This is a genomic window from Streptacidiphilus sp. PB12-B1b, from assembly GCF_014084125.1.
Taxonomy (GTDB): Bacteria; Actinomycetota; Actinomycetes; order Streptomycetales; family Streptomycetaceae; genus Streptacidiphilus.
This window is the reverse complement of the sequence record NZ_CP048405.1, coordinates 5,900,477-5,925,830: the sequence shown is the minus strand read 5'-3', so window position 1 is coordinate 5,925,830 and position 25,354 is coordinate 5,900,477. Positions and strand designations below refer to the sequence as shown.

At 75.2% G+C, this 25,354-nt stretch carries 17 protein-coding genes and 1 riboswitch; of the genes, 5 read left to right on the top strand and 12 right to left on the bottom strand.

Annotated features, from left to right (window positions below):
- Positions 1-50: 50 nt before the first annotated feature.
- The 5 genes from cobJ to GXW83_RS25570 all read right to left on the bottom strand — a co-directional run bounded on the left by cobJ (position 51) and on the right by GXW83_RS25570 (position 6,325).
- Complete coding sequence (gene cobJ / locus GXW83_RS25590) at positions 51-1,805, bottom strand: precorrin-3B C(17)-methyltransferase (RefSeq protein WP_182445432.1); 1,755 nt, start codon at positions 1,803-1,805, stop codon at positions 51-53.
- Positions 1,802-3,112, bottom strand: a complete 1,311-nt coding sequence (gene cbiE / locus GXW83_RS25585; protein WP_370466768.1) for a precorrin-6y C5,15-methyltransferase (decarboxylating) subunit CbiE — start codon at positions 3,110-3,112, stop codon at positions 1,802-1,804. Before cbiE ends, cobJ begins: the two co-directional genes overlap by 4 nt.
- Entirely contained in the window at positions 3,109-3,942 is an 834-nt protein-coding gene (gene cobM / locus GXW83_RS25580; protein ID WP_182445431.1) for a precorrin-4 C(11)-methyltransferase, read from the bottom strand. Before cobM ends, cbiE begins: the two co-directional genes overlap by 4 nt.
- A complete protein-coding gene (gene cobI / locus GXW83_RS25575; RefSeq protein ID WP_182447553.1) occupies positions 3,939-4,667 on the bottom strand; it encodes a precorrin-2 C(20)-methyltransferase in 729 nt (242 codons plus the stop codon). Before cobI ends, cobM begins: the two co-directional genes overlap by 4 nt.
- A gap of 132 nt (positions 4,668-4,799) precedes the next feature.
- Positions 4,800-4,891, bottom strand: a riboswitch (cobalamin riboswitch).
- Between the two features lie 51 nt (positions 4,892-4,942).
- Complete coding sequence (locus GXW83_RS25570; RefSeq protein ID WP_225447247.1) at positions 4,943-6,325, bottom strand: ATP-grasp domain-containing protein; 1,383 nt, start codon at positions 6,323-6,325, stop codon at positions 4,943-4,945.
- A 703-nt stretch (positions 6,326-7,028) separates the two neighbouring features.
- Between GXW83_RS25570 and GXW83_RS25565 the strand changes: the two genes are divergently transcribed.
- From GXW83_RS25565 to GXW83_RS25545, 5 genes are all read left to right on the top strand, one after another.
- A complete protein-coding gene (locus GXW83_RS25565) occupies positions 7,029-7,874 on the top strand; it encodes a glycosyltransferase family 2 protein (protein WP_182445429.1) in 846 nt (281 codons plus the stop codon).
- Positions 7,871-9,295, top strand: coding sequence for a glycosyltransferase family 2 protein (locus GXW83_RS25560; protein WP_225447246.1), 1,425 nt, complete (start codon positions 7,871-7,873; stop codon positions 9,293-9,295). The genes GXW83_RS25565 and GXW83_RS25560 overlap by 4 nt, the downstream gene beginning before the upstream one ends.
- Positions 9,285-10,517, top strand: coding sequence for a hypothetical protein (locus GXW83_RS25555; protein WP_182445428.1), 1,233 nt, complete (start codon positions 9,285-9,287; stop codon positions 10,515-10,517). Before GXW83_RS25560 ends, GXW83_RS25555 begins: the two co-directional genes overlap by 11 nt.
- Positions 10,518-10,615: 98 nt before the next feature.
- A complete protein-coding gene (locus GXW83_RS25550; protein WP_182445427.1) occupies positions 10,616-12,079 on the top strand; it encodes a lipopolysaccharide biosynthesis protein in 1,464 nt (487 codons plus the stop codon).
- 29 nt (positions 12,080-12,108) lie between these two features.
- Positions 12,109-12,930 carry a polysaccharide deacetylase family protein gene (locus GXW83_RS25545; RefSeq protein WP_182445426.1) on the top strand — a complete coding sequence of 274 codons (822 nt, stop codon included), beginning with the start codon at positions 12,109-12,111 and terminating at the stop codon, positions 12,928-12,930.
- Between the two features lie 49 nt (positions 12,931-12,979).
- Here GXW83_RS25545 and GXW83_RS25540 read toward each other — a convergent pair whose 3' ends face one another.
- From GXW83_RS25540 to cobN, 7 genes are all read right to left on the bottom strand, one after another.
- Positions 12,980-14,062, bottom strand: coding sequence for a glycoside hydrolase family 26 protein (locus GXW83_RS25540; protein WP_182445425.1), 1,083 nt, complete (start codon positions 14,060-14,062; stop codon positions 12,980-12,982).
- Positions 14,059-14,466: a hypothetical protein gene (locus tag GXW83_RS25535; protein ID WP_182445424.1), complete on the bottom strand. Its 408-nt coding sequence runs from the start codon at positions 14,464-14,466 to the stop codon at positions 14,059-14,061. Before GXW83_RS25535 ends, GXW83_RS25540 begins: the two co-directional genes overlap by 4 nt.
- A complete protein-coding gene (locus tag GXW83_RS34460; RefSeq protein ID WP_225447245.1) occupies positions 14,463-17,345 on the bottom strand; it encodes a glycosyltransferase family 2 protein in 2,883 nt (960 codons plus the stop codon). Before GXW83_RS34460 ends, GXW83_RS25535 begins: the two co-directional genes overlap by 4 nt.
- A gap of 206 nt (positions 17,346-17,551) precedes the next feature.
- Positions 17,552-18,955, bottom strand: coding sequence for a cobyrinate a,c-diamide synthase (locus tag GXW83_RS25525; protein ID WP_182445423.1), 1,404 nt, complete (start codon positions 18,953-18,955; stop codon positions 17,552-17,554).
- Positions 18,952-19,548, bottom strand: coding sequence for a cob(I)yrinic acid a,c-diamide adenosyltransferase (gene cobO, locus GXW83_RS25520; protein ID WP_182445422.1), 597 nt, complete (start codon positions 19,546-19,548; stop codon positions 18,952-18,954). Before cobO ends, GXW83_RS25525 begins: the two co-directional genes overlap by 4 nt.
- A gap of 2 nt (positions 19,549-19,550) precedes the next feature.
- Positions 19,551-21,623: a putative cobaltochelatase gene (locus GXW83_RS25515; protein ID WP_182445421.1), complete on the bottom strand. Its 2,073-nt coding sequence runs from the start codon at positions 21,621-21,623 to the stop codon at positions 19,551-19,553.
- A gap of 43 nt (positions 21,624-21,666) precedes the next feature.
- Positions 21,667-25,299: a cobaltochelatase subunit CobN gene (gene cobN / locus GXW83_RS25510; RefSeq protein ID WP_255431367.1), complete on the bottom strand. Its 3,633-nt coding sequence runs from the start codon at positions 25,297-25,299 to the stop codon at positions 21,667-21,669.
- Positions 25,300-25,354: the final 55 nt, after the last annotated feature.

The following is a 25,354-nucleotide window of genomic DNA, read 5'->3' as shown; positions in this document are numbered from 1 at the left end:
CGGGTCGGTGGGTGGTGCGGAGGGACGGGGGTCGTGCGGGGCGGGGCCGTTCACCCCTGCCACCGGTAGCCGCGCGGGGTGACCATCCGGCCCGCGACCGCGCGGGAGGCGGTGTTGCCGACGACCACCACGGTCGTCATGTCCACCGTGGTCACGTCCACCTCGGCCAGGGTGGTGACGGTGCACCACTCGTCGGGCCGGGAGACCGCGTGCGCGACGCCGACCGGGGTGGTCGCCGGGTCGCGGTGCTCAGCGAGCAGCGCCAGCGCCTTGGGCAGCTGCCAGTCGCGGCCCCGGCTGCGCGGGTTGTAGAAGGTCACCACCAAGTCGGCCGAGGCGGCGGCGCGTACCCGGCGCTCGATCACCTCCCAGGGCGTGTGCAGGTCGGAGAGGCTGATCGAGACGTGGTCGTGGCCCAGCGGCGCGCCGAGCAGCGAGGACGCCGCCAGCGCCGCGGTGACCCCGGGGACGCCGACCACGTCGATGTCCGGGCCGGCCTCGGCCAGCGCGGGGGAGGCCATGGCGTACACGCCCGCGTCGCCGCTGCCGATGAGCGCGACCGCGAGGCCCTGCTCCGCCAGGCGCACGGCGCTGCGCGCGCGCTCCTCCTCCGCGCCCAGGCCGGTCTCCTCGATCCGGACGCCGGGCCGCAGCAGGTCGCGGATCTGGTCGACGTACTGGTCCAGGCCGACGACGACCGACGCCCGGCGCAGCTCCGTGCGGGCGCGCGGGGTCAGCAGGTCGCGCGCGCCCGGGCCGAGGCCGATCACGGCCAGCCGTCCGCGCACCGGGCGGCGGGCCACGGCGACGGTGCACATGGCGGCGCGGCCCTCGGGGGCCGACTTCCGCTTGGGGACCAGCAGCTCGCCGCCGCCCGCGGCGACCACGGCGGCGGCCTCGGCCACGCTCGGGGTGCCGACCGCCGCCAGCGGGGCGGCCGACGGGTTGGGCACCGGTACGGCGGCGAGGGCGTCGGCGGTGAAGGTCACCAGCTCCACGCCGAGGGTGCGGGCCGCCTCGACCAGGCCCGGTTCGTCGGCCTTGGCGTCCACGCTGGCCAGGCAGGCCACCGCGTGCGGGCTGAGCCCGGCGTCCGCCAGCGCGGCCGCGACCAGGTCGAGCACCTCGGCGGCGGCCACGCCCCGGCTGGCGCCGACGCCCACGGCCAGGCTGCGCGGGTGCAGCACCACGGACGGCCCGGACGGCGCGCCGCCCTCCGCCGCCCACGGCGCCAGCCGGTCGCTGACGTAGACGGTGGCGGCGGGAGCGTCGGCCGCCTTCACGGAGCCGGTCGCGGTCGGCGGCCAGGGGCGGACGTTGTCCGGCAGGGCGGGCAGCGGGTGCACGGCGTCGGCGACCAGCCGCACCGGGGAGCCGTCCAGCACCGCGCGGCCGACGGCCGCGACCTCGCCGGTCACCGGCCAGCCCAGGGTGTCCAGCCCGGGCACGCCCACCGCGTCGGTGGCCGTGGTCAGCACCGGCTGCGCCTCCAGCGCCTCGGCGGTCCGCTCGGCCAGCGCGTTGGCGCCGCCCGCGTGCCCGCCGACCAGGGCGACGGCGAAGCGGGCAGCCTCGTCCACGCAGACCACGCCCAGGTCGGTGTGCTTGTCGGCGAGCAGCGGCGCGATCAGGCGCACGGTCGCGCCGGTCGCCAGGAAGCAGACCAGCTGGTCGCACTCGCTCCAGGCACGGCGCAGCGCTTCGCCGACCGACGCCTCCTGGTACACCCGGCAGTCGCCGAGCGCTTCGGCGAGCCGGGCGGCGGCCCTGCGGCCTGCGGCGGTGGCCGCGATCAGGCCAATCACAACGAATCTCCTGACGGATCGACAACTCTCAAATGCCGCACGGGTATCCGGGTACCCCAGAGCACGAACACGGGATTGGTGGCGGCCAGTCGGCTCACCTCGCCGGGCAGCGGGGCCAGTCGGGCCGCCGAGAGCTGCACGCCCTCGGCGGTGAAGCCCGCCGCCAGCAGGGCCGCGCGGACGGCGGGCACCCGGTCCAGCGCCGCCAGCGTGACCACGACGGTGCGCCGGGCGCGCGCGGCGCAGGCGGCGACCACGTCCGGCAGGTCCGCGCCGCCGCCGCCGACGAACACCGCGTCCGGCGCGGGCAGCCCGGCGAGCGCCCCCGGCGCGCTTCCGTGCACCACGCTCACGTCCACACCGTGCGCCCGCGCATTGGTGCGCACCCGACGCACGCCGTCCTCGGCGCGCTCCACGGCCACCACCGCCGCGCCCAGCCGGGCGCACTCGACGGCGACCGAGCCGCTGCCCGCGCCGATGTCCCACACCAGCTCGCCCAGGCGCGGGCCGAGCCGGGCCAGGGCCAGCGCCCGGATCTCGGCTTTGGTCACCATCGAGTCGCGGTGATCGAACGCGTCCTCGGGCAGCGCCCAGCCGCCGTCCGCGCCGTCCGCGCCGTCCGCGCCGTCCGCGCCGTCGGCGGCCCCGGCCAGCGCCCGCATGGCGCCCACGCCCGACCCGTCGGCGGCCAGGCAGAGCACCACGTGCACCCCCGGCCAGTCCCGGGCCGCGGCCTCGGCCGGGGTCACCTGCTCGACCCGCTCGGCCGGGCCGCCCAGGTCGGAGGCGACCACCAGCCGCCGTTCGACGCCGGGCACGGCCAGCAGCGCCGCGCCGATCTCGGCCGGCCCGGCCCCCGGGGCGGTCAGCACGGCGGTCTTCCGCCGCGCCCGGCAGACGTTGAAGGCGGTCCGCGGGTCGCGGCCGTGGGCGCTGACCACCACCGCGTCGTCCCAGGGCAGGCCCAGCCGGGCGAACGCCTCGGCGACGCTGCTGGTGCCGGGCCGGACGTCCAGCGCCTCCGGCCCGAAGCGCTCGGCCAGCACCCGGACGATCCCGAAGAACCCCGGGTCGCCCGAGGCCAGCACCACCACCCGCGCGTGTGTAGGGGCGTGCGCCACCGCGTCGAGCGCGGGCGCGAGCGGGCCGAGGACCAGCGCGCGGCCCTCCGGCACGCCCGCCGCGTCCAGGTGCCGCCGGGCGCCCAGCACCAGGTCGGCGTCGGCGATCAGACCGCGGTGGTCGGCCGCGAGTGCCGCGCCGAGGACGGTGATCCGCCCGGCGCGGGGAGTGTCGGAGCCGGTCACTGCTTCGCGGCGGCACGCAGCGCGCGGCGGGCGTCGGGATCGGCGCGGCGGTAGCCGTGGAAGTGGCCCGGGTGGTACAGGTGCGAGCGGGTGCCGGCGGCGGCCAGCGCCGGGCCGACCAGGAACAGCGTGTGCTTCCACAGCCGGTGCTCCCTGACCTGCGCCTCCAGCGTCTCCAGGGTGCCGTGCAGGACCAGCTCGTCCGGCCAGGTCGCCTGGTAGGCGATGACGACCGGGGTGTCCGCCGGGTAACCGCCCTCGGTCAGCTCCTCGACCAGCTGCTTGGCCCGGGCCGCCGACAGGAAGACCGCCATGGTGGTGCCGTGCCGGGCGAAGTCGCGCACCTCCTCGCCGGGCGGCATGGGCGTCTTGCCGCCGCCGAGCCGGGTGAGGATGACGCTCTGCGCCACCTCCGGGATGGTCAGCTCGCGCTGGGCGATGGCGGCGACCGCCGCGAACGAGGAGACCCCGGGCACGATCTCGGTGTCCAGGCCCAGCTCCCGGCAGCGGTCCAGCTGCTCCTGCACCGCGCCCCACAGCGAGGGGTCGCCGGAGTGGATCCGGGCCACCCGGCGGCCCTCGGCGGCGGCGCGCTCGTACACGGCCAGCACGTCCTCCATCGGGACCAGCGAGGAGTCCAGGATCTCGGCGCCGTCACGGGCGTGCTCCAGGACCTCCTGCTGGACCAGGCTGGCGGCCCAGATCACGGTGTCGGCCTCGGCGATGGCGCGGGCCGCACGGAACGTCAGCAGGTCGGCCGCGCCCGGCCCGGCGCCCACGAAGGTGACCTTGCCCGGCTGCCGCGTGCCGTCGGCCTGGTGCGTGCTCACAGCTTGCCTCCACGGGTGGTGCGGGTCGCCGGGGCGATGAGGGTGGACAGGTAGGGCAGCGGGCCGTCCAGGGGCTCGCCGACGGGCCGGATCTGCTCGTCCGGCAGGCCCAGCGAGGCCCCCCAGACAGCGGTGGTGTCGCGTCCGGTCCCGGACAGCGCCTCGGCCACCTCGGCCGCGTGCCGCCCGAACTTGTAGGCGACGACGGTCCCGCTCCCGGTCAGCGCCTCGCGCAGGACCGCGGAACCGGCGGTGACCGGCACCAGGGTGAGCGGCTCGGTGCCCTCGGCCAGGACGGTGCCGCTGCGCGCGGCCAGGTCCTGCATGGCGGTGATCCCGGGGACGGTCTCCACCACCAGCCCCGGCACCAGGGCGGTCAGGGTCTGCGCCAGATAGGTGAAGGTCGAGTAGATGTTGGGGTCGCCGATGGTGGCGAAGGCCACCAGGCCGTGCTCCCGCAGCAGTTCCGCCACCCGGGCCCCGGCCGCATCCCAGGCCGCCTCGCGCCGGGCGCGGTCCTGCCGCTCGTTCAGCGCGAAGACGATGCGCTCGATCTTGGCCGCACCGGTGTGGTGCAGCACGGTGGCCTCGGCCCGGCCGGTCTCGCCGCTGTCCAGCACCGGCACCACCACCACGTCGGCCTCGGCCAGCAGCCGGACCGCCTTGACCGTGACCAGTTCCGGATCGCCGGGGCCCATGCCCAGGCCCACCAGGCGCGGGCCCAGCTGGCGCGGGCTCACCGAGCGGCCGGGGCAGGCACCGGAGCAGCAGGCAGGGGGAAGGGCGGGGGCGCGGCAGAGCGCATGGCGGCAGTCCTCACTCGGGGTCCGCGCCCCGTTTCGTGGTGACGGCGGCCAGAGTTCCTGGCTCGCGGACGGGCCGACGGTGTGCGCCGGGCCGCCCGGTGACAGTGGCGGGACCGCGCCGGAATCGCACCGGACTTCCTCATCAATGCCGCCGTATCAGGCCCCGGAATCCCACCACGCGCCGCGCGCGGCAGTCAACCGGAGGGGGTGTGTCCTGTCCCACGTCGGGGCCCGCGCCGGGCCGCGCCCCGCAGCGAACCGGCTGCTCCGCGCAGCCGGTGCACGGCCGGACCGGCCGAGCGGACCACCGCCGACAGCGCGGGCAGCGGATCGTCCGCGGCGCTCCAGGCCAACTCCCGCAGCCGGCCCCGGCCCTGCGCGGCGCCGCCGGCCGGGGCGTCCCCGGGCAAGGACCCGGGTGCGTATTCGGGTGCGGACTCGGGGGCGGCCTTCGGCGGCTCGGGCAGCTGCGCGGAGCGTTGGCCGCGGCGGGCGGCGATCCGGGCCGGGCCGTCCAGGATCTCCACGGTGAAGCGGCGGCCCTCCAGCTGCCCGCCCTCGGGCAGGCTCCGGCCGGTGAGGTCCAGATGCATGGCCCGGACCAGGTCGATTCCTGGGCCGGTCTCGAACAGCCGGAACTGCGCGCCCAGCCGGGGGTTGAAGTCCAGCAGCTTGTAGCGGCCGTCGCGGCGGTCGAAGCGCCAGTCCAGGTCGCAGATGCCGTGGAAGCCGACGGCGCGGCAGAACCGGGCGCTCTCCCGCGCCAGTTCGGGGTTGGCGGTGGTGTAGGCGTGCGCGGTGACCCCGCCGCGCGGCGGCCAGGCGCGCACCTTGACGCCGGTGAAGACCAGCTCCGCGGCGTCCTCGCGGGCGCGGTCGCCGCAGTACAGGTGGGCGATCCAGTCCTCGGAGTGCTCCACCGGCAGGTACTCCTGCAGCAATACCCGGGGCAGGGCGGGGCCGGTCCAGCCCGCGGCCAGCCGGTCCAGCGCGGCCCGGTCCGCCAGCACCGTGGTGGAGCCGACCGCCGGATCACTCAGCCGCGCGTACGGGTCGGCGTTCTTGGCCACGATCGGGAAGACCAGCTGGGCGGCGGCGGCCTCCAGCTCCTCCCGGGTGGCGGGCCGGGCCGAGCGCGGGGTGGCCACGCCGTGCTCCAGGCAGAGCCGGTGCAGCGACTGCTTCCCGGCCAGGGCGCGCGGCAGCCCCGCCTCCACCCGCGGCATCAGCAGGTACGGGGCCAGCTCCTCGGCGTGCTCGGCCAGCAGCACCGCGGCCTCGTCGTCGGTGGGCAGCGCGATGCAGCGGCGGCCCTCGCGCTCCAGGATCCGCCGGCCGATCCGGGCCAGGCCGTCCACCAGGTCGGCGGCGGGCTCGGCGCCGGTGGTGGGCCAGACGAAGCGTCCGCGCAGGAAGCGGGAGAGCGCCGCCGGGGTGTAGCGGTCCTCGGCGACGGCGTAGACCGGCACACCGGCCCGGCCCAGGCTGCGGATCGCGCCGACGCCGCCGTGGTGCAGCGGGTAGTGGCCGATCTTGACGACCAGTACGGGTGTGTCCCGGTCCAGACCTGTGTCCAACGCGCAGCCCCCCTGCTCGGTCCCTGGTGCGCACCATGATGCCCGGGGCCGGGGTGCGCGGATCGCGTTTTGCCAAGTCCTCCTGGGAGGATCCGGTCGATCCGGTCGATCTCCTGACATCGGTGCCCTTCCGTAGCAGCATGGGTCGGGACTGCGTGGGGACTGCGTGGGTCCGGCTGACGATGGGCCATGTCCCGGCGGCCGCCGGGCGGACGCGGCCCCGGCCCCCGCTGCGGCGGCGCGCTTCGCGGCCGGGAGGGCCCTCCCGGCGCCCCGGTGGAGCACCTGGCCACAGCGGAGGCCGAGCGTCCGATTGAGGTCCTCGTTGGCAGAGAGGGTAAAGGAGGTGTTGAGACGGCTGATTTCCGGCGACTCGGGAATTCGGGCAGCGACTGCCGCGAAATGTCTTACGCGGGCACTCGGGCCCGGGTACGGTTTCCCTGAGGGCGCCGACGGCCGAGGGGGTCGTGTCCCGTTACGTGGCGGGTGCCCGTGAGCACGTCTGAATGATCACCGACGAGTGATCACCCGGGAATCAAGTACGTTTCAGTCCGACTAATGTGACGCGAAGGCAGGGGGACCTCTGCGTGCCGACCGTGGGGGATCGGCCCGCAGAGCAGATGTCATGACCGAACATACGGACGTTCGAATGTCGCGGCTGGCTGCCGTGGGGGGAACCGAGGTGCCGTTCATGAATGTGCCAATGTCAAACGCCGCCGGCCGCTCGACCGGCCTGGCCGAGCGCTGGGACGTCGACGAGACCGGCGGGGTCGACCGGACCGGCCGGGCCGGAGCGCCGGTCGGCGCGGACGCGGTCGGCGCCGTCGACGCCGTGCCGCTGCTCGCCGGGGGGCCCTCCCGCGGCGGCGTCAGCCTGATCGTCCCGGCCCGCAACGAGGCCGCCAACATCGGCTGGGTGCTCAACCGCATCCCCGACTGCGTGGACGAGGTCATCCTGGTCGACGGCGAATCCACCGACGCCACCCTGGAGATGGCCCGGGCCACCCTGCCCTCGCTGCGGATCGTGCCGCAGCAGGGCCCCGGCAAGGGCAACGCCCTGCGGACCGGCTTCCTGGCCGCCAAGCACGAGTACATCGTGATGATCGACGCCGACGGCTCCATGTCGCCGCGTGAGATCCCGCGCTACATCCACTTCCTGGAGAGCGGCTTCGACCTGGTCAAGGGCTCGCGGTTCACCGGCGGCGGCGGCTCACTGGACATCACCACGCTGCGCAGGATGGGCAACCGCGGGCTGCTCGCCCTGGTCAACGTGATGTACCAGAGCAGCCTCACCGACCTCTGCTACGGCTACGTCGCCTTCAACCGCAACATCCTGGACCAGCTCGACCTCCAGTCCTCGGGCTTCGAGATAGAGACCGAGATCGTGGTCCGGGCGCTGCTGGCCGGGCTGCGGGTGGCCGAGGTGCCGACGCTGGAGCTCCCGCGCCGCACCGGCCAGTCCAACCTGCGCACCTTCCGCGACGGGCACCGGGTGCTGCGCACCCTGCTGCGCGAGCGCAACGGCCGCCCGGTGGGGGCCGCACGGTGAGGCAGACCGCCCTGCGGCCGTCCACCGAGGAGGCCGAGGAGGCCGAGGCGGCGGCCGCGCCCGGGCCGCCGCTGCGGCTCGACCCCGACCAGGCCCCCGTGGACGTGGTCGAGCTGGAGCTCGGCGACGGCGCCCGGGCCCCGGAGCTGCGCCGGGTCGGCGAGAGCGGCGCCGTCCCGCCCGGCCCGGTGCTGGCCCTGGCCCGGGTCCACGGCCGACCGGTCGGCCTGGTCCAGGCCGTCGTCGGCGCCGGGGAGGACCCGGCTCCGGTCCTCGCCGAGGCCGCCCGCCGCGAGCTGGGCCCCGCCGTGCGGCGCGCCACCGCCGCCCTGGCCCGGGCCGGGGCGGACGCCGGTGCGGCTGGGCCCGATCCGGCCCCCGGCTACGCGCCGCTGATCACCGTCGTCATCGCCACTCGTGAACGCCCCGAGCTGCTGGCCCGCTGCCTGGCCTCGGTCCGGGCGCTGCGCTACCCGCGGATCGAGGTCGTGGTGGTGGACAACGACCCGGTCACCGACGCCACCGGCACGCTGATCCGCGACACCTGCGCCGACCTGGTCCGCTACGTGCGCGAGCCGGTCCGGGGGCTGGCCGCCGCCCACAACCGGGGGCTGGCCGAGGCCCGGGGCGAGATCGTCGCCTTCACCGACGACGACGTCGTCCTCGACCCCGACTGGCTGCGGGCGATCGCGGCCGGCTTCGCCGACGCCGACGGCGCCGCCGCCGACCCCCGGGTCGGCTGCGTCACCGGGCTGATCCTGCCCGCCCGGCTGCGCACCCGCACCCAGGTCATGCTGGAGGCCCACGGCGGCTTCACCAAGGGCTTCGAGCAGCGCCGGTGGCGGCTGGACCAGCCCCCGGCCGACGAGCCGCTGTTCCCGTTCACCGCCGGACGCTTCGGCTCCGGCGCCAACATGGCCTTCCGCGCCGAGGCGCTGCGGCGGCTCGGCGGCTTCGACCCGGCCACCGGCACCGGCACCCCGGCCAAGGGCGGCGACGACCTGCTGGCGTTCTTCCGCGCCGTGGTCAACGGCCACCACCTGGTCTACCAGCCGGAGGCCGTGGTCTGGCACCACCACCGGGAGCGCCCGGAGGACCTCGACAACCAGGCGTTCGGCTACGGCGCGGGCCTGGGCGCCTACCTCACCGCGGCCGTCGCCCGGGAGCCCCGGATGCTGCCCGCGCTGCTGCGCCGACTGCCCGGCGGCATACGCTACGCCCTGCGCGACACCGGCGCCCGGCCCGACCCGGCCGACCCCTCCGGGGACGGCGGCGAGGCGCGGCACGCCCACGCCTGGCCCGCACGGCTGTCCCGGCTCCAGCGGCGGGGGCTGCTCTACGGCCCCGTCGGCTACCTGCGCAGCCGCCGCCTGGTCCACGGAACACCACCGCCCTGGGAGGCGCGCCAGCATGGTCACTGACCAGCGGATCAGCCCCGCACCGTATCCGCCCGCCGTCCAACTGCGCACCGTGCTGCAGCGGCTGGTCGCCGCCGCGGACGGCGGGCAGGCCCTGGACGCCTTCCTGCACGCGGCCGGCGCCGCGCAGATCGTCGCCGACCGGCTCCAGGGCGTCTCCGCGCTGCCGGTGCAGCCGCCCCTGCGGCTGATACCGCCGCGCGGCGGGATCGGCGCGGCGCGGCGGCTGCTGGAGACCTCGCTCACCGCCGCCCGGGGCAGGCTCGGCCTCTCCGCGTGGCACGTGCTCCTGCGCGACCTGGCCAACGTCCTGGCCGAGGCCGTCCTCGGGGACACCGAGGAGGACGTCGCCGGGGTGCTGCTCAGCGTCCGGACGGCGGTGGAGGGCCTGCGCTCCGGCATCCCGCCGCACACGGCCCGGATGCTGGCCGGGGCCCAGCTGCACGACCCGTCCAGCTTCCGCGAGCTGGACCTGCGCCCGGAGGACGTGGTCGCCCTCGCCGAGCGCTTCGCCGAGCTGAACCCCGACCGGGAGCGTCCGCTGCTGGTGCTCGGGCTGCGCTCCTCCGGCGGCTACCTGGCGCCGCTGGCCGCCGCCGCCCTCGGGCGGCTGGAGTACCAGCACGTCGTCGCCCGCACCACCCGGCCCGGCGGGCCGCTGCTGCCCGAGGAGCCCCGGCTGCCGGATTCGGTGCGCCGGGTCAGCGGGCTGGTCATGCTGCTCGGCGGGCCGCCGCGCTCCGGCGCGGCGCTGGCCTCGGTCGCCGCCCGCTTCACCGACGCCGGGTTCGCGCCGGACCGGATCGTCCCGGTGTACCCGGCGCTGGACGACGCGGCGCAGCCGCCCCGGCTGCTGCGCCGCCACCCGGCGGTGGTGCTGCCGGCCTCGCAGTGGCGGATCAACCGGCTGCTGGACCGCGAGGGCCTGGCCCGCTCGGTCGCCGAGGTGCTGCCGGACGGCTCCGAGCTGCTCTCGGTGGACGACATCGCCCCGCTCGCGCCGCCCACGCCGCGCGGCCACCGGTCGGTGGAGTTCACCGCGCTGGTGCGGGAGGCCGACGGCGAGCGCCGGACGCTGCGGCTGGCCGCCCGGGGGCTGCCGTTGGGCCACCGGCCCGCGAACGCCCCGGAGCGGCCGGGGGGCCCGCGCCGCCTGGGCGTCGTCGACGGGGTGCTGATCAGCGAGCGCGCCTACGAGCCCGCCCTGGCCGACGGCGGTACCTGACCCGCCGCAGCAGGACCGGGGGCACAGCCAGGCAGGGGGGACGATTCGACATGGGCAAGAGCCGGACCATTCGTACACCAGGCCGACTCGCTCGGGCAGTGGGCGGCCTGCCGCTGATCGGGCGCTTCCTGGGCGGGGATCCACTGCTGCGCAACGGCGTGGTGCTGACCCTGGCCTCGCTGGCCTCCTCGGTGCTGGGCGCCGCCTACTGGTCCGTGGTCGGGCCGGGGCTGCACTACTCCACCGGCACCGTGGGCCGGAACTACTCCGCCGTCTCCATGGTGATGTTCCTCGGCGGGGTGTCGCAGCTGAACCTGGCCGACGTGATGGTCAGGTTCGCCCCTTCGGCGGGGCGCGCCACCCGGCGCATCGTCTCCCGGGCGTACCTCGCCTCGATCACCCTGGCGCTACTGGTGTCGGTGGGCTTCGTGGTGCTGATCCCCTGGATGTCGCCGGGGCTGGACTTCCTGCACACGCCGCTGATGGGCGGGGTGTTCGTGCTGGCGGTGGTCACCTACGGGATCTTCATCCTCCAGGACGGGGTGCTGACCGGGCTGCGCCGCACCAACTGGGTGCTGGGCGAGCAGATGCTGTTCTCGGTCACCAAGCTGGTCGCGGTCGGCGTGTTCGCGCTGTTCGCCCGGGGCTCCGGCATCCTGCTGTCCTGGACCGTGGCGCTGGTGCTGGCCCTGGTGTACGTCAACACCTACCTCTTCCGCGCCGCCATCCCGGCCCGGGAGCGGGAGGTGAGCCGGATGGAGCGGCGGCCCTCCTGGGCCCGGGACGCCGCGGCGGGGGACGTCACCGGGATGCACCTGATCCCGATGGAGTCCACCAACGGCCTGGTCCGGTTCACCGCCACCACCTACGTCGGCGGGCTGTTCTGGCTGGCCGCGGCCACCCTGCCGCAGGTCCTGATCCTGGACACGCTGGGCGCCCGGGACAGCGCCTACTTCTCCATCAGCTGGGTGATCACCACCATGCTCTACGTGATCAGCACCAACATGGGCTCCTCGATCGTGGTCGAGTCGGCGGGGGATCCGCGGCGGCTGGTCGCCGCCGTGCGGACGGTGCTGCGCAGCACCGGGGCGCTGCTGCTGAGCGGCACGGTGGTGCTCGTCCTGGCCGCGCCGCTGGTGCTGCGACTGTTCGGCTCCGACTACCCCGGGCACGCCACCGGCCTGCTGCGGCTGCTGGCGCTCTCCGCGGTGCCCAACCTGATCACCGCGACCGCGCTGGCGGCGTACCGGGTCCGCCGCAAGGCCGGCATGGTCGTGGCGGTGTACGCGGCGGTCTGCGTCCTGGTGTTCGGGCTGTTCCAGCTGTTCGTGCCGGAGCTGGGGCTGTCCGGCATGGGCATGGCCTGGCTGGTCACCCAGGTGCTGGTGGCGGGCGCGCTGCTGGTGTTCCGCAGCTCCTGGCTGCCGGCCGAGCCCCGGATCCGGATGCCGCGCCCCGGCGCGCCGCCGCGCCCTGGGGTCGCCGAGGCGCCGGTGGAGACGGTCTCCCTGATGACGATTCCGCGGAAACGTGAATGGGCGCGGGCGGAGGAGGAACACTGACACCAGGGCAGAGTGAACGGGGGACGGCGATGGCCGCGTCGGGCGAGCGGATTCCGGTGAGCGCGCGGATCCCCGTGCTGCTGTACCACGCCGTGACGGACGATCCGCCGCCGTGGATCGCCCGGTTCACGGTGCGTCCGCGGCAGTTCCTGGCGCAGCTGGACGCCATCCGGGACAGCGGCCGGACCCCGCTCACCGCCACCGGGCTGACCGAGGCGCTGGCCGGCCGGGCGCCGCTGCCCGAGCGTCCGATCGTGGTCACCATCGACGACGGCTTCGCCGACCTGCCCCGGTTCACCGCCCCGGCGCTGGCCGAGCGCGGCATTCCGGCCACCGCGTACCTGACCACCGGGGCGCTGGCGGCCGACCCGCGGTGCCTGCTGCCGCCCGCGCCGATGATGACGCTGGACCAGGTCAAGGAGGTCGCCGACTGCGGCCTGGAGATCGGCGCGCACACGGTGACCCATCCGCAACTGGACACCCTGTCGACGGCCGAGGTGCTGCGCGAGCTGCGCACCCCCAAGGCGGTCCTGGAGGACGTCCTGGGCGAGCCGGTCCCGGCCTTCGCCTACCCGCACGGCTACAACTCCGGGGCGGTCCGGCGGCTGGTCAGGGCCACCGGCTACACCTCGGCGACGGCGGTCCGGGACGCCCTCAGCTCCACCCGGGACGACCCCTTCCGGATCGCCCGGCTGATGCTCAAGAGCACCGACACCACCGCCGAGCTGGCGTTCTGGCTGGAGGGGCTGGGCGCGCCGGTGGCCCCGTACCCGGACCGGCTGCGCACCATCGGCTGGCGGGCCTACCGGCGCTCGCGGGCGATGCTGCACGGGCCGTCTTTCGCCGGCTGACCCGCTGACCCGGCGGCCCGGCTGCGGTCGTCCGGTCGGCATCGAGTGGTCAGGGCAGTGGTTGCCGCAGGTAGCTGCTGCGGCCGGCCTCGGCGAAGCCGGCCAGCGCGGGCGGGGTGTCCAGCGACAGGTCGCAGTCGGGGCCGGGCACCGAGGAGTCCCACTGCACCACCGCCTTCACCCCCGGCAGCTGCCGTTGCAGCACCCCGGGCACCTGCTGGTACCACTGCTGCTGCGCGGCCGGGTCGGCCGCGTCCACGGCGGTGCTGTACTCGGCCAGCATCAGCGGCTTGGTGGCGGAGATGTGGGCGCGCAGCCAGGTGTAGGCGGGCAGCTCGGCCTGGGCGAAGGACAGCCAGTGCGGATCGCGCTTGCAGCCGTAGTAGTTGTACTGGTCGTAGCCGATCCAGTCGACGTAGCCGTCGCCCGGGTACATGGCGCTGAACAGCCGGGTGTGCGCCATGTAGCCGGTGATCGTCCACACCCAGCGGACATTGTCCGCGCCCAGCTGCCGGAACCGGTCCACCACGTGCCGGTAGGCGGCGACGAAGTCGGCGGGGCTGCCGTCGGCCGGGGTGCGCGAGTCCATCTCCTGGTCGAGGGCGATCAGCACGGTCCGGCCGTACGCCTTGACCCGCTCGGCCTGCGGGTCGATCACGGTGGCGTCGTAGTCCCCGGCGGCGATCTTCGCCCAGCCCAGCGGGGTGGAGGCGCTGCCGCCGTCGTCGTCCGACCAGACGTCGGACTCCCAGGAGAGCATCAGCAGGTGGTCCCGGCCCAGCTGTTGCTCGGCCGGGTCCAGCAGCTGCCCGTCGGTGCCGCCGCCCATGTCGTGGTAGGTGTAGACGAGGTCCAGTCGGCGGCCTGTCCGCTGCTCCAGCGAGTCGACCGAGGCCACCAGCCCGTCCGGGCCGGTCGGCACGTAGGCGCCCCACCACGCGCCGCACGGCGGCACCAGCAGCGCGTCGGCGGCGCAGGGGTCGGCGGCCCGGCCCCGGGCGTGCACCGCGCCCGGCAGCGGGACGAACAGCAGCAGCCCGAGCAGCAGCACCAGCCCGGCCCCGATCGCGGTCAGTGTCCGGCGGCGCGCCGCCGGCAGTAACTCCCTCAGCCGGTGCCCGGCCCCGGTCATCCCCGGACCGGCCCCGGGAGCGCCGGGCACAGGGCCGCGACGCTGGTGACGGCGGCCAGCACGACCAGGGTGGCGCCCCCGCTGAAGGCCCCGGCCAGCATCAGCGCGGTGGAGGCCAGTACCAGCGCGGACAGGCTCAGCATCACCAGCAGCAGCAGGTTCTGCGTGGCCTCGCCGGTGTGCGGCTCGGGCCGCTCCAGGCTGTACGGGGCGGTGGCGCCGGAGGCGGGCGCGGCCGGGCGCAGGGCGGGCCGCAGCGGGCGCAGCAGTGCCGCGCCCGGCCCCAGCAGCAGGAAGACCGAGACCACGGCGATCCGCAGCGGCGCGGCGTCCGCGATCAGGGTGGTGACCAGCAGGGTGAACCAGCCGGTGGCGGCCAGCGGGAGTCGGGCGAGCACGGTCATGGGGCGCTCCCTGCGGAGGTGCCGTCGTCGGGCGGCAGGACCTGGTAGACGATTCCGTCGGCGTTCTGCAGGATCACCTTGAAGCGGGAGGAGCCGTCCAGGGACCTCTCGATCCGCTGGATCGATCCGGCGGGCAGCAGGCCGTCCATGGCGACGTCGGCGAACTGGGCCCGGGTGAAGATCACGTAGGAGTAGGCGCGCGGGTTCTGCTGGTGGATCCAGCCGGTCTGTTTCTGCCCGGTGAGGAAGCCGGCCGGGTCCGCCAGCAGCTCGTCGGTCCCGGCCAGGTCGTTGTCGGAGAGCCACCACAGCGTGTACTTGTCGTAGTTGCGGTAGGCGTCGGGGAAGTTGGGCGTGGCCGCGATGATCTGCGAGCCGGGCGGCGCGATCGCGTAGAGCCGGTCCACCAGCTGGATCTCGCCGGGGGGGAAGTAGTTGACCGCGTCCTTGCCGTAGTAGCTGGGGTAGAAGGCGGCCATCAGCGCCCCGAGCACGCCCACGCCCAGCGCGGCGGTGCGCAGCCGCTGCACCGGGGCGAAGGTCACCTGCCGCCCCCAGGAGGTGGTGCGGCCGTTGGGCGGGCTGGGCTGGAGCGCGGCGGCGGCGAAGAAGGACAGCCCGGGCAGGGCGAACATGAACACCCGGAAGATCATCTCGCCGCCGTAGTTGTTGGCCACGGCCATCGGTATCGGCGACACCCCGAGCAGCAGCAGCGGCAGCCCGGCGCGGCGCAGCGGCGGGTGCCGCAGCAGCCCGACCACAGCGAGCAGGCCGACGACGCCGGACAGCCCCCGGTCCAGGTAGGAGACGGTGACCGGGCCCGGCCCGGTGGGCGTCGTCCCGGCGCCGGCCTGGGAGTTGGCCAGCAGGTTGCCGAAGGTCTGCTCCATGGACGGGAGTTGCAGCTTGAAGAAGTCCAGCGCGGAGGTGAAGTCCCACAGCGCCGGGATGGCGCAGGCGATGGCGGCCAGCCACAGGTTGCGGTAGCGCCGGGTGAGGCAGATGGCGGCCAGGCCCACGGCCAGCATCACCGGGGTGAGCTGGTGCGCGGCGGCGATGGTGACCATGATCGGCACCAGCAGCAGGATCCACAGCCGCCGGCTGCGGCGGTCCAGCGGCTGGGCCGGCTGCACCCCGAGCGGGTAGCCCGCGTCCAGCGCCGAGAGCAGCCCGGGCGGGCTGGGGCGGGCCAGCTTGCGGAAGACCACCGCGAGCACGCCCAGGTACAGGAAGAAGCCGAACGCCTGCGGGGAGAAGTAGTCCTGGCCGACCCAGTTGCCCAGGAAGAACACCCACACCGCGGTCCACACCAGCCGTTGGTCCCGGCTGAAGCAGCGGAAGATCAGGTACAGCGGGGCGATCAGCAGCAGGCTGGAGGCGAACGGCGCCCAGGCGGCGTACGACAGCGCGGTGTTCAGGCCGAGCAGCCGGATCAGCGCGGTGTTGGCGGCGAAGAAGCCGGCCCACTGGTCGTACGGGGCCATCGCGCCCAGCTGGTTGCTGAGGTTCAGGTGGCCGCCGTTGGCGAGCAGCCGGTCGATGATGTCGATGTGCTTCCAGGTCCAGGCGTACAGCAGGGTGTGGTAGACCAGCGCCGAGGTGGCGCGCTGCACCACCAGCAGCGCCACGGTGTACGCGGCGGGCCACACCGGGTGCCGGCCGCGCCTGCGCAGCGCGCCGACGAAGCCGAGCAGCAGCAGCACCAGCGAGACCCAGTAGCTCCAGGGCAGTTGCGCGGGCAGCCCGAAGCCGCCCAGGTGGCTGACGTCCACGTGGCGGAGGGACCAGGCCCACAGGCCGATCGCGCCGACCAGCGGCGCCAGCAGTCCGACGGCGGTGCGCCCCGGTCGGACGGCCGCGTCGGGGTCGTCCCCGGCGGCCGCGCCGTCGTGGTCGGCGGTGGGCTGGAGCAGCTGCCGGGAGCGTCCGGCGAGGTAGCCCAGCGCGGTCAGCACCACCCCGAGCACCAGCGCGGGCAGGATCGACGGCGGGTAGCGGTCCGCGCCGGGGCGCAGCGCCCGGCCGACCGCGCGCGGGATGGTGCTGCGCAGGTAGGCGCGCTCGGAGGCGAGGGCGAGCTGCGGGCCGGTCATCCGGCTGACCGCGGCCTTGGAGAGGCCCTCCTTCAGGCAGCGGTCCAGGAAGTAGCGCCAGGTGCCGCGGGCCGCCCCGACGTGGTGGCGGACGACGGCGTCGGGCAGGTAGAGGATCACGCCGTCCTGGTAGTGGCGTCCGGCGCGGATGCACAGCTCGGTCTCCTCGCAGCCGAGCGGCAGCGTGCCGGTGCGGCCGAGGTCGTGGCTGAAGCCGCCGACGGCGCCGAAGACCTCCCGGCGCAGCGACATGTTGGCGCCGATCATGTTCCTTATCGGAGCCGGAGTCTGCGGCAGCCCGGTGTAGGTGCAGCCGACGACCCAGTCGAACTCGGCGGGGAACCAGGTGGGGCGCCCGGCCTCCCACTGCGGCTCTATCCAGCCGCCGACGCCGATCACCTTCGGATCCCGGTAGCCGGCCAGGATCTTCCCGGCCCAGTCCGGCGCGGCGGCGGCGTCGTCGTCCAGGAACGCCACGACGTCCCCGCGGGCGGCGGCGATCCCGGTGTTGCGCGCGCCGGAGAGGCCCTGCCGCTCGGTGCTGGGGATCACCTCCACGTCCGGGAAGGCCCGGCCGGCCCGTTCCAGCAACTCCTCGTTGTGGTCGGTGACCAGCACGATCTGGTCCGGGAGGCGCTGCTGGTCGCGCAGCGACTGGACGGACTGGACGATGTCGTCCCACCGGTCGAGCGTGTAGGCGCACACCACGACCGTCAGCGTCAGCCGGCCCGTGGGGTCGTCGGGTCCGGACTGGTCGACCGCGCGCCCGGGCGTCTCGGACATCATCTCTTGCACTATGTGTTTCCCCCCATAGGCATGGCAACCCACCCCCCCGCAGCACAGCATACGGAGCGGGATGGGCACGCGTACCTGGTCCACTCGCAATAGTGGTGGTGCATCGTATGGGTAAACCAGGGACGCGCACCGAATTCCCAGCGAACCCGCAGCCGGACCGGACGCGGCCGGTCAGCGCCCCCGGCCCGGGGTCCGGCTCATCCCCCTTGGCGGCGAGCAGAGTTGGCGCTCGCGGCGGCGTGCCGGACCAGGCGCAGCGGCAGCTCCGGCGCGCCCGACCAGTGCAGGTGCAGGTAGGAGGCGTGCACCGAGGCGCCGGTGAAGCCCTCGGTGCGCGGCCCGTCCGCCGCACGCCAGCCCCAGGCCGGGGCCGCCCCCGCCGACGGCTCGCAGACCGTCCGGTGGAACTCGTGGCCGTGCACCCGGGTTCCGGCGGCGGCCAGCGGACTGTCCGACAGCGCCACCGCCTCGCGGTAGCCCAGCGTCAGCCGCCCGCTCATCCGGGAGTCCGCCGCCAGCACCCCGCACATCGGCTGCCCGTCCAGCGACCGCCCCAGGTACAGCAGCCCGGCGCACTCGGCCGCCAGCGGCGCGCCGGAGGCGGCCAGCGCCGCCACCTCGGCGCGCAGCGGCGCATTGGCCGACAGCTGCGCCGCGTACACCTCGGGGAAGCCGCCGCCGATCACCAGGCCGCGCGCCCCCTCGGGCAGCCGCTCGTCCCGCAGCGGGTCGAACGGCGCCACCTCGGCGCCGGCCGCCGCCAGCAGCTCGGCGTTCTCCGCGTACGAGAAGGAGAAGGCCGCGCCCGCCGCCAGCGCCACCACCGGGCGGCCCGGCACCGGCCCGCCCAGCGCGGCGATCTCCGCCTCCGCGCTCCACGGCCGGTCCGGCAGCGGCGGCGCGGAGCGGGCCAGGGCCAGCACCGCGTCCAGATCCACGCCCGCCCCCACCAGGGCGCCCATGTCCCGCACCGCCCGCACCGCCTCGGCGTCCCGCTCCGCCGCCGGGACCAGGCCCAGATGGCGGCTGGGGGTGGCCGCCTCGGCGCTGCGCCGCACCGCTCCCAGCACCGGTACGCCGCCGCCCTCCTCCAGCGCCTCGCGCAGCAGTTGCTCATGCCGGTCCGAGGCCACCCGGTTGAGGATCACCCCGCCCAGCCGCACCTGCGGATCCCAGGAGGCGAAGCCGTGCACCAGCGCCGCCACCGAGCGGCTCTGCGAGGAGGCGTCCACCACCAGCACCACCGGCGCCCGCAGCACCTTGGCCACGTGCGCGGTCGAGGCGAACTCGCCCCGCCCGGCCGCGCCGTCGAACATCCCCATCACGCCCTCGACCACGGCCACGTCCGCCCCGGCCGAGCCGTGCAGCAGCAGCGGCGCCAGCCGTTCGGGCCCGGCGAGGAACGCGTCCAGGTTGCGCCCCGGCCGCCCGGCGGCCAGCGCGTGGTAGCCGGGGTCGATGTAGTCCGGCCCCACCTTGTGCGGCGACACCCGCAGCCCGCGCCCGGTCAGCGCGGCCATCAGCCCGGTGGCGACGGTCGTCTTCCCGCTGCCGGAGGCGGGCGCGGCCAGGACGATCCTGGGCACGGCCCCGGCCGTCACCACTCGATGCCGCGCTGGCCCTTGCGGCCGGCGTCCATCGGGTGCTTGACCTTGGTCATCTCGGTCACCAGGTCCGCCTCGTCCAGCAGCGCCTGCGGCGCGTTGCGGCCGGTGATGACGACGTGCTGGTTGCCCGGGCGGTCCCGCAGCACGGCCAGCACCTCGGCGGTGTCGATCCAGCCCCAGTGCAGCGGATAGGTGAACTCGTCCAGCACGTACAGCCGGTAGGTCTCCGCCGCGAGGTCGCGCTTGACCTGCTCCCAGCCCTCGCGGGCGGCCTCCTCGCTGTCGGCGATGGTGCGCTGCACCCAGGACCAGCCCTCGCCCATCTTGTGCCAGGCCACCGGGCCGCCCTCGCCGCTGGCGCCCAGCACCCGCAGCGCGTTCTCCTCGCCGACCTTCCACTTGGCGGACTTGACGAACTGGAACACCCCGATCGGCCAGCCCTGGTTCCAGGCCCGCAGGGCCAGCCCGAAGGCGGCCGTCGACTTGCCCTTCCCCGGACCGGTGTGCACGGCCAGGATGGGCAGGGTACGGCGCTGACGGGTCGTCAGTCCGTCCTCGGGTACGGTGGTCGGCTGTCCCTGCGGCATGGCTACGCCGCCTCCTTCCGGATGGTCTGTACGAGTCGGGTGACGCTGTCGGCGGCCAGCTCGTCCAGCCGGACCGCCGTTCCGCCGAGGTGCCCGGCCAGTTCGGCGGCCAGGCCGAGCCGCACCGGACCGCTCTCGCAGTCCACCACGATCGCCGCGGTGCCCTGCGCGGCCAGCAGCTGTGCCGCCCGCCGGGCGTCCGCCAGCGCACTGCCGCCCGCCTGCGGGCGGCCGGTGGCCCGGCCGTCGGTGACCACCACCAGCAGCGCGCGGCGGCGCGGATCGCGCAGCCGCTCCAGCCGCAGCGTCTCGTGGGCGCGCAGCAGACCGGCCGCCAGCGGCGTACGGCCGCCGGTGGGCAGCTGCTCCAGCCGGGCCGCGCCGACCTCCACCGAGGAGGTCGGCGGCAGCGCCAGGGTGGCCTCGGCGCCGCGGAAGGTGATCAGGCCGATCTTGTCGCGCCGCTGGTAGGCGTCCATCAGCAGCGACAGCACCGCGCCCTTGACGGCGGACATCCGCTGCCGCGCCGCCATCGACCCGGAGGCGTCCACCACGAACAGCACCAGGTTGGACTCCCGGCCCTCGCGCACCTGCTCCCGGAAGTCGTCCCGGCGCAGCCGCAGCGCTCGGCCGTCGCGCCCGCGGGCCAGCTGGTGCGGGGCGGCGGCGGTGAGCGTGGCCACCAGGTGCAGCCGTTGCAGCGCGCCGGTGGGGCGGGCGGCCCGGATGGTGTGGCCGCCCGCGTCGGTGCGGGCCCGCGAGCGGCGGCCGGCCGCGCCCTCGCCGGTGCCGGGCACCTGGTACAGCCGGGTGCGGTAGGGCTCGGCGGCCGGTGCGGCCGGGGCGTCGCCGCTGCTGCCGTTGCCGGGCTGCTTCTTCTCCGACGTGGCGTCAGTTTCCTTGCTGCTGCCCGGATCGGCGGGTGCGTCCGGGCCGGAGCCGTCCTGGCGGCCGTCCTGCGGGCCGCCGCTGTCCGGGCCGCCCTGGGGGCCGCCGCCGTCGGGCGGGCCGTCCGGGTCGGTGTCCGGGTCGGTGTCGTCCGGGTCCTGGCCGGCCGACTGCTCCAGGGCCTGCTCCAGCTTCTCCTCGTCCAACCCCGGTGCGTCGAAGGGGTTGCGCCGGCGCCGGTGCGGCAGCGCCAGCTTGGCCGCGGTGCGGACGTCCTCGGCCAGCACCGTCGTCCGGCCCGCCCAGGCCGCCAGCGCGACCGCGGTGCGCGCCATCACGATGTCCGCGCGCAGCCCGTCCACCTCGAACGCGGCGCAGGTGGCCGTGATCTGACGCAGCGCCACATCGCCGAGCACCACCTGCGGCAGCAACTCCTGTGCGACCACGATGCGCTGGGCAAGCGCGCGCTCCTCCTCGGCCCAGCGGGCGGCGAAGCCCTCCGGGTCGGCGTCGTAAGCCAGCCGCCGCCGCACCACCTCGGCGCGCTGCTCGGGCTCGCGGGTCGCGGCGATCTCCACGGTCAGCCCGAACCGGTCGAGCAGCTGCGGCCGCAGCTCGCCCTCCTCCGGGTTCATCGTCCCGACCAGCAGGAAGCGGGCCGCGTGCCGCACCGACACGCCCTCGCGCTCGACGTAGGAGCGGCCCATCGCGGCGGCGTCCAGCAGCAGGTCGACCAGGTGGTCGCCGAGCAGGTTGACCTCGTCGATGTAGAGCACGCCCCGGTGGGCTGCGGCGAGCAGCCCCGGCTCGTACGCCTTCACGCCCTCGGCCAGCGCCCGCTCCAGGTCCAGCGAGCCGACGATCCGGTCCTCGGAGACCCCGACCGGCAGCTCCACCAGCCGGGTCGGCCGCACGCCGCCGGGCCCGGAGGCGCCGCTCGCGGGTTCGTGCGGGCCGTCCGGGCACTGCGGGTCGGGCGCGGCCGGGTCGCAGGCGAACCGGCAGCCGTCGACCACCGCGAGCGGCGGCAGCAGCCCGGCCAGGGCGCGGACGGCGGTGGACTTGGCGGTGCCCTTCTCGCCGCGCACCAGCACCCCGCCGACGGCCGGGGAGACGGCGTTGATCAGCAGCGCGAGCCGCAGGTCGTCCATGCCGACGACGGCGGTGAAGGGATAGCGGTTGCTCATCGTGCGCCTCCTCGGCCGGTACGGGTGGGGGTCGGTCGCCCGCTCATTCGCCGCCCTCCAGATCGCCTTCGAGCTCCAGGTAGACCGCGCGCAGCCGGTCCAGGGTGGCCTGGTCCGGCTCGGCCCACAGCGAGCGGTCGGCCGCCTCCAGCAGCCGCTCGGTGATGCCGCGCAGCGCCCACGGGTTGGACTGCCGCATGAACTCCTGGTTGTCGGCGTCGAAGACGTACTCGGTCGCCAGCTTCTCGTACATCCAGTCGTCCACCACCCCGGCCGTGGCGTCGTAGCCGAACAGGTAGTCGACGGTGGCGGCCATCTCGAACGCGCCCTTGTAGCCGTGCCGGCGCATCGCGGCCATCCAGCGCGGGTTGACCACCCGGGCCCGGAACACCCGGTGCGTCTCCTCGCCCAGGGTGCGGGTCCGCACCTGGTCCGGGGTGGCGCTGTCGCCGACGTACGCCTCGGGCGAGGCGCCGGTCAGGTGCCGGACCATGGCCACCATGCCGCCGTGGTACTGGAAGTAGTCATCCGCGTCGACCAGGTCGTGCTCCCGGGTGTCGACGTTCTTCGCCGCCACCGAGATCCGCCGGAACGCCTGCTCCATGTCGCCCCGGGCGGCGCGGCCGTCCAGGCCGCGACCGTAGGCGTAGCCGCCCCACACCGCGTACACCTCGGCCAGGTCGGCGTCGGAGCGCCAGTTGCGGGCGTCGATCAGCGGCAGCAGGCCCGCGCCGTACGCGCCGGGCTTGGAACCGAAGATCCGGGCGGTGGCCCGGCGGCGGTCGCCGTGCTCGGCGGTGTCCTGCTCCACGTGCGCCCGGACGTAATTGGCCTCCTCCGGCTCGTCCAGCGCGGCCACGGCCTGCACCGCGTCGTCCAGCAGCGCCACCACATGCGGGAAGGCGTCGCGGAAGAAGCCGGAGATACGGACCGTCACATCCACGCGCGGGCGGCCCAGTTCGGCGGCCGGGACGATCTCGAAGCCGGTGACCCGGCGGGAGGCGTCGTCCCACACCGGGCGGCAGCCGAGCAACGCCAGGATCTCCGCGATGTCGTCGCCCTGGGTGCGCATGCAGGAGGTGCCCCACACGGTGAGCCCCACCGAGCGCGGGTAGCCGCCGTTGTCGGCCAGGTAGCGGGCGACCAGCGAGTCCGCCAGGGCCTGGCCGACCTCCCAGGACAGCCGCGAGGGAATGGCCTTGGGGTCGACCGAGTAGAAGTTGCGCCCGGTCGGCAGGACGTTGACCAGGCCGCGGGTGGGCGATCCCGAGGGGCCGGCCGGGACGTACCCGCCGCGCAACGCCCGCAGCACGTGCGTCAGTTCGTCGGTGGTGCGCTCCAGTCGGGGCACGACCTCGGTCGCGGCGAACTCCAGCACCGCTACCGCGTCCGGGATCTGACGTCCAGTCACTTCAGTGACCAGTTTCCCGGCGGCGGCCGTCGTCCAGCCGGCCGCCTCCATCCCCTCCGCCAGTCGGCGGCACAGCTGCTCCAGCAGGTCCACCGCGTCCGAGCCGGTCCGCGACGGCCCGGCGACCAGCCCGGTCAGCTCGGCGGGGACCGTCACCGGCGCCCCCGGCTCGGCCAGCAGGGCCTTCTCCGACAGTCCGAACTCCCGTGCCAGGCTGGCCCGCAGGCCCGGCAGGGCGTCCGCCTGGCCGCCCCACACCTGCGCCGAGCGCAGCACTGCCAGCACCAGGTTGACCCGCGCCTCGCCGACCGGGCCGCCGCCGAGGATGTGCAGCCCGTCGCGGATCTGCACGTCCTTGATCTCGCACAGGTAGCCGTCGATGTGCATGACGAACTCGTCGAACGCGTCCTCGTCCGGCTGGTCGTCCACATGCAGGTCGTGGTGCAGCTCGGCGGCCTTCACCAGGGTCCAGATCTGCGCCCGCACGGCCGGGGCCTTGGCCGGGTCCAGGTCCTTGACCAGGGCGTACTCGTCCAGCAGCTGCTCCAGCTTGGCCAGGTCGCCGTAGGTGTCGGCGCGGGCCATCGGCGGGACGAGGTGGTCCACCACGGTGGCGTGGCCGCGCCGCTTGGCCTGGGTGCCCTCGCCGGGGTCGTTCACGATGAACGGGTAGACCAGCGGCAGCTCGCCCAGCACCGCGTCCGGGGCGCACCCCGCCGACAGGCCCAGGCCCTTGCCGGGCAGCCACTCCATGGTGCCGTGCTTGCCCAGGTGGATGACGGCGTCCGCGCCCCAGGACTGCTCCAGCCAGCGGTAGGCGGCCAGGTAGTGGTGCGAGGGCGGCAGGTCCGGGTCGTGGTAGATGGCGATGGGGTTCTCGCCGAAGCCGCGCGGCGGCTGGATCATCAGCACCACATTGCCGAACTCCAGCGAGGCCAGCACGATCTCGTCGCCGTCCACGTACAGGCTGCCCGGGGCGTCCCCCCAGTGGCTGCGGATGCCCTCGCGCAACTCCCCTTCCAGGGAGTCGAACCAGCCCTGGTAGTCGGCGAGCGGCACCCGCGCCGGGGCGGCCCGCAGCTGCTCCTCGGTCAGCCACTCCACGTCGTGGCCGCCGGCCGCGATCAGACGGTGGATCAGTTCGTCCCCGCCGGAGGGGTAGTCGCTGACGCCGTAGCCCGCCCCCCGCAGGGCGTCCAGGAGTTGCACGGCGGAGGCCGGGGTGTCCAGCCCGACCGCGTTGCCCACCCGGGAGTGCTTGGTGGGGTAGGCGGTGAAGACGACCGCGATCTTCTTCTCGGCGTTGGGCTTGTGCCGCAGCGCGGCGTGCCGCAGGGCGATCCCGGCGACCCGGGCGGCCCGCTCCGGATCGGCGACATAGCCGGGGATGCCGTCCTCGCCCAGCTCCTTGAAGGAGAAGGGCACGGTGATGATCCGGCCGTCGAACTCGGGGATGGCCACCTGCATGGCCGCGTCCATGGGGGAGAGGGCCGCGTCGGAGGCCTCCCAGGCGGCTCGTCCGGTGGTCAGGCACAGGCCCTGGATCACCGGGATGTCCAGCTCGGCCAGCGCGCCGGTGTCCCAACTCTCCTCCGCGCCACCGGCGGAGGCGTCGGCGGCCACCGTGCCGCCGGAGGCGAGGACGGTGGCGACCACCGCGTCGCACCGCCCCAGCAGCTGGTACAGCCCGGCGTCCGCCCCTCGGAGCGAACCGCAGAAGACCGGCAGCGCGTTGCCGCCGCGGGCCTCGACCGCGTCGCAGAGGGTCTCCACGAACGCGGTGTTGCCGGAGAGTTCGTGCGCCCGGTAGAAGAGCACTCCGACCGTGGGGCGGCCGTCGGTGAACCCGCGCTGCCCGCTGACGCCGTACTGCGGCATCGGCTGGGGCGCGGCGAAGCCCTCGCCGGTGAGCAGCACCGTGTCGGAGAGGAACCGGGCCAGCTCGCCGAGGTTGGCCGGGCCGCCCTCGACCAGGTACGCCAGCGCCTCGGCGACGACGCCCGCGGGCACCGAGCTCATGCCCATCAGCTCGGCGTCGGGCACGGCCTCGCCGCCCAGCAGCACAGTCGGCACGCCGGAGGCGGCGATCACTGCCAGCCCGTCCTCCCAGGCGCGGCGGCCGCCGAGCAGCCGGACGACGACGACGTCCGCGCCGTCGAGCAGCGCGCGCAGCTCCGCGCCGGTGTCCAGCCGGGTGGGGTTGCCGATGCGGTAGTCCGCACCGGCGGCGCGGGCCGCCAGCAGGTCGGTGTCGGCGGTGGACAGCAGCAGGACCGTCGCGGTGTGCGGCGCTCCCGACGGCCGGGTCGGCTGGTCCTGC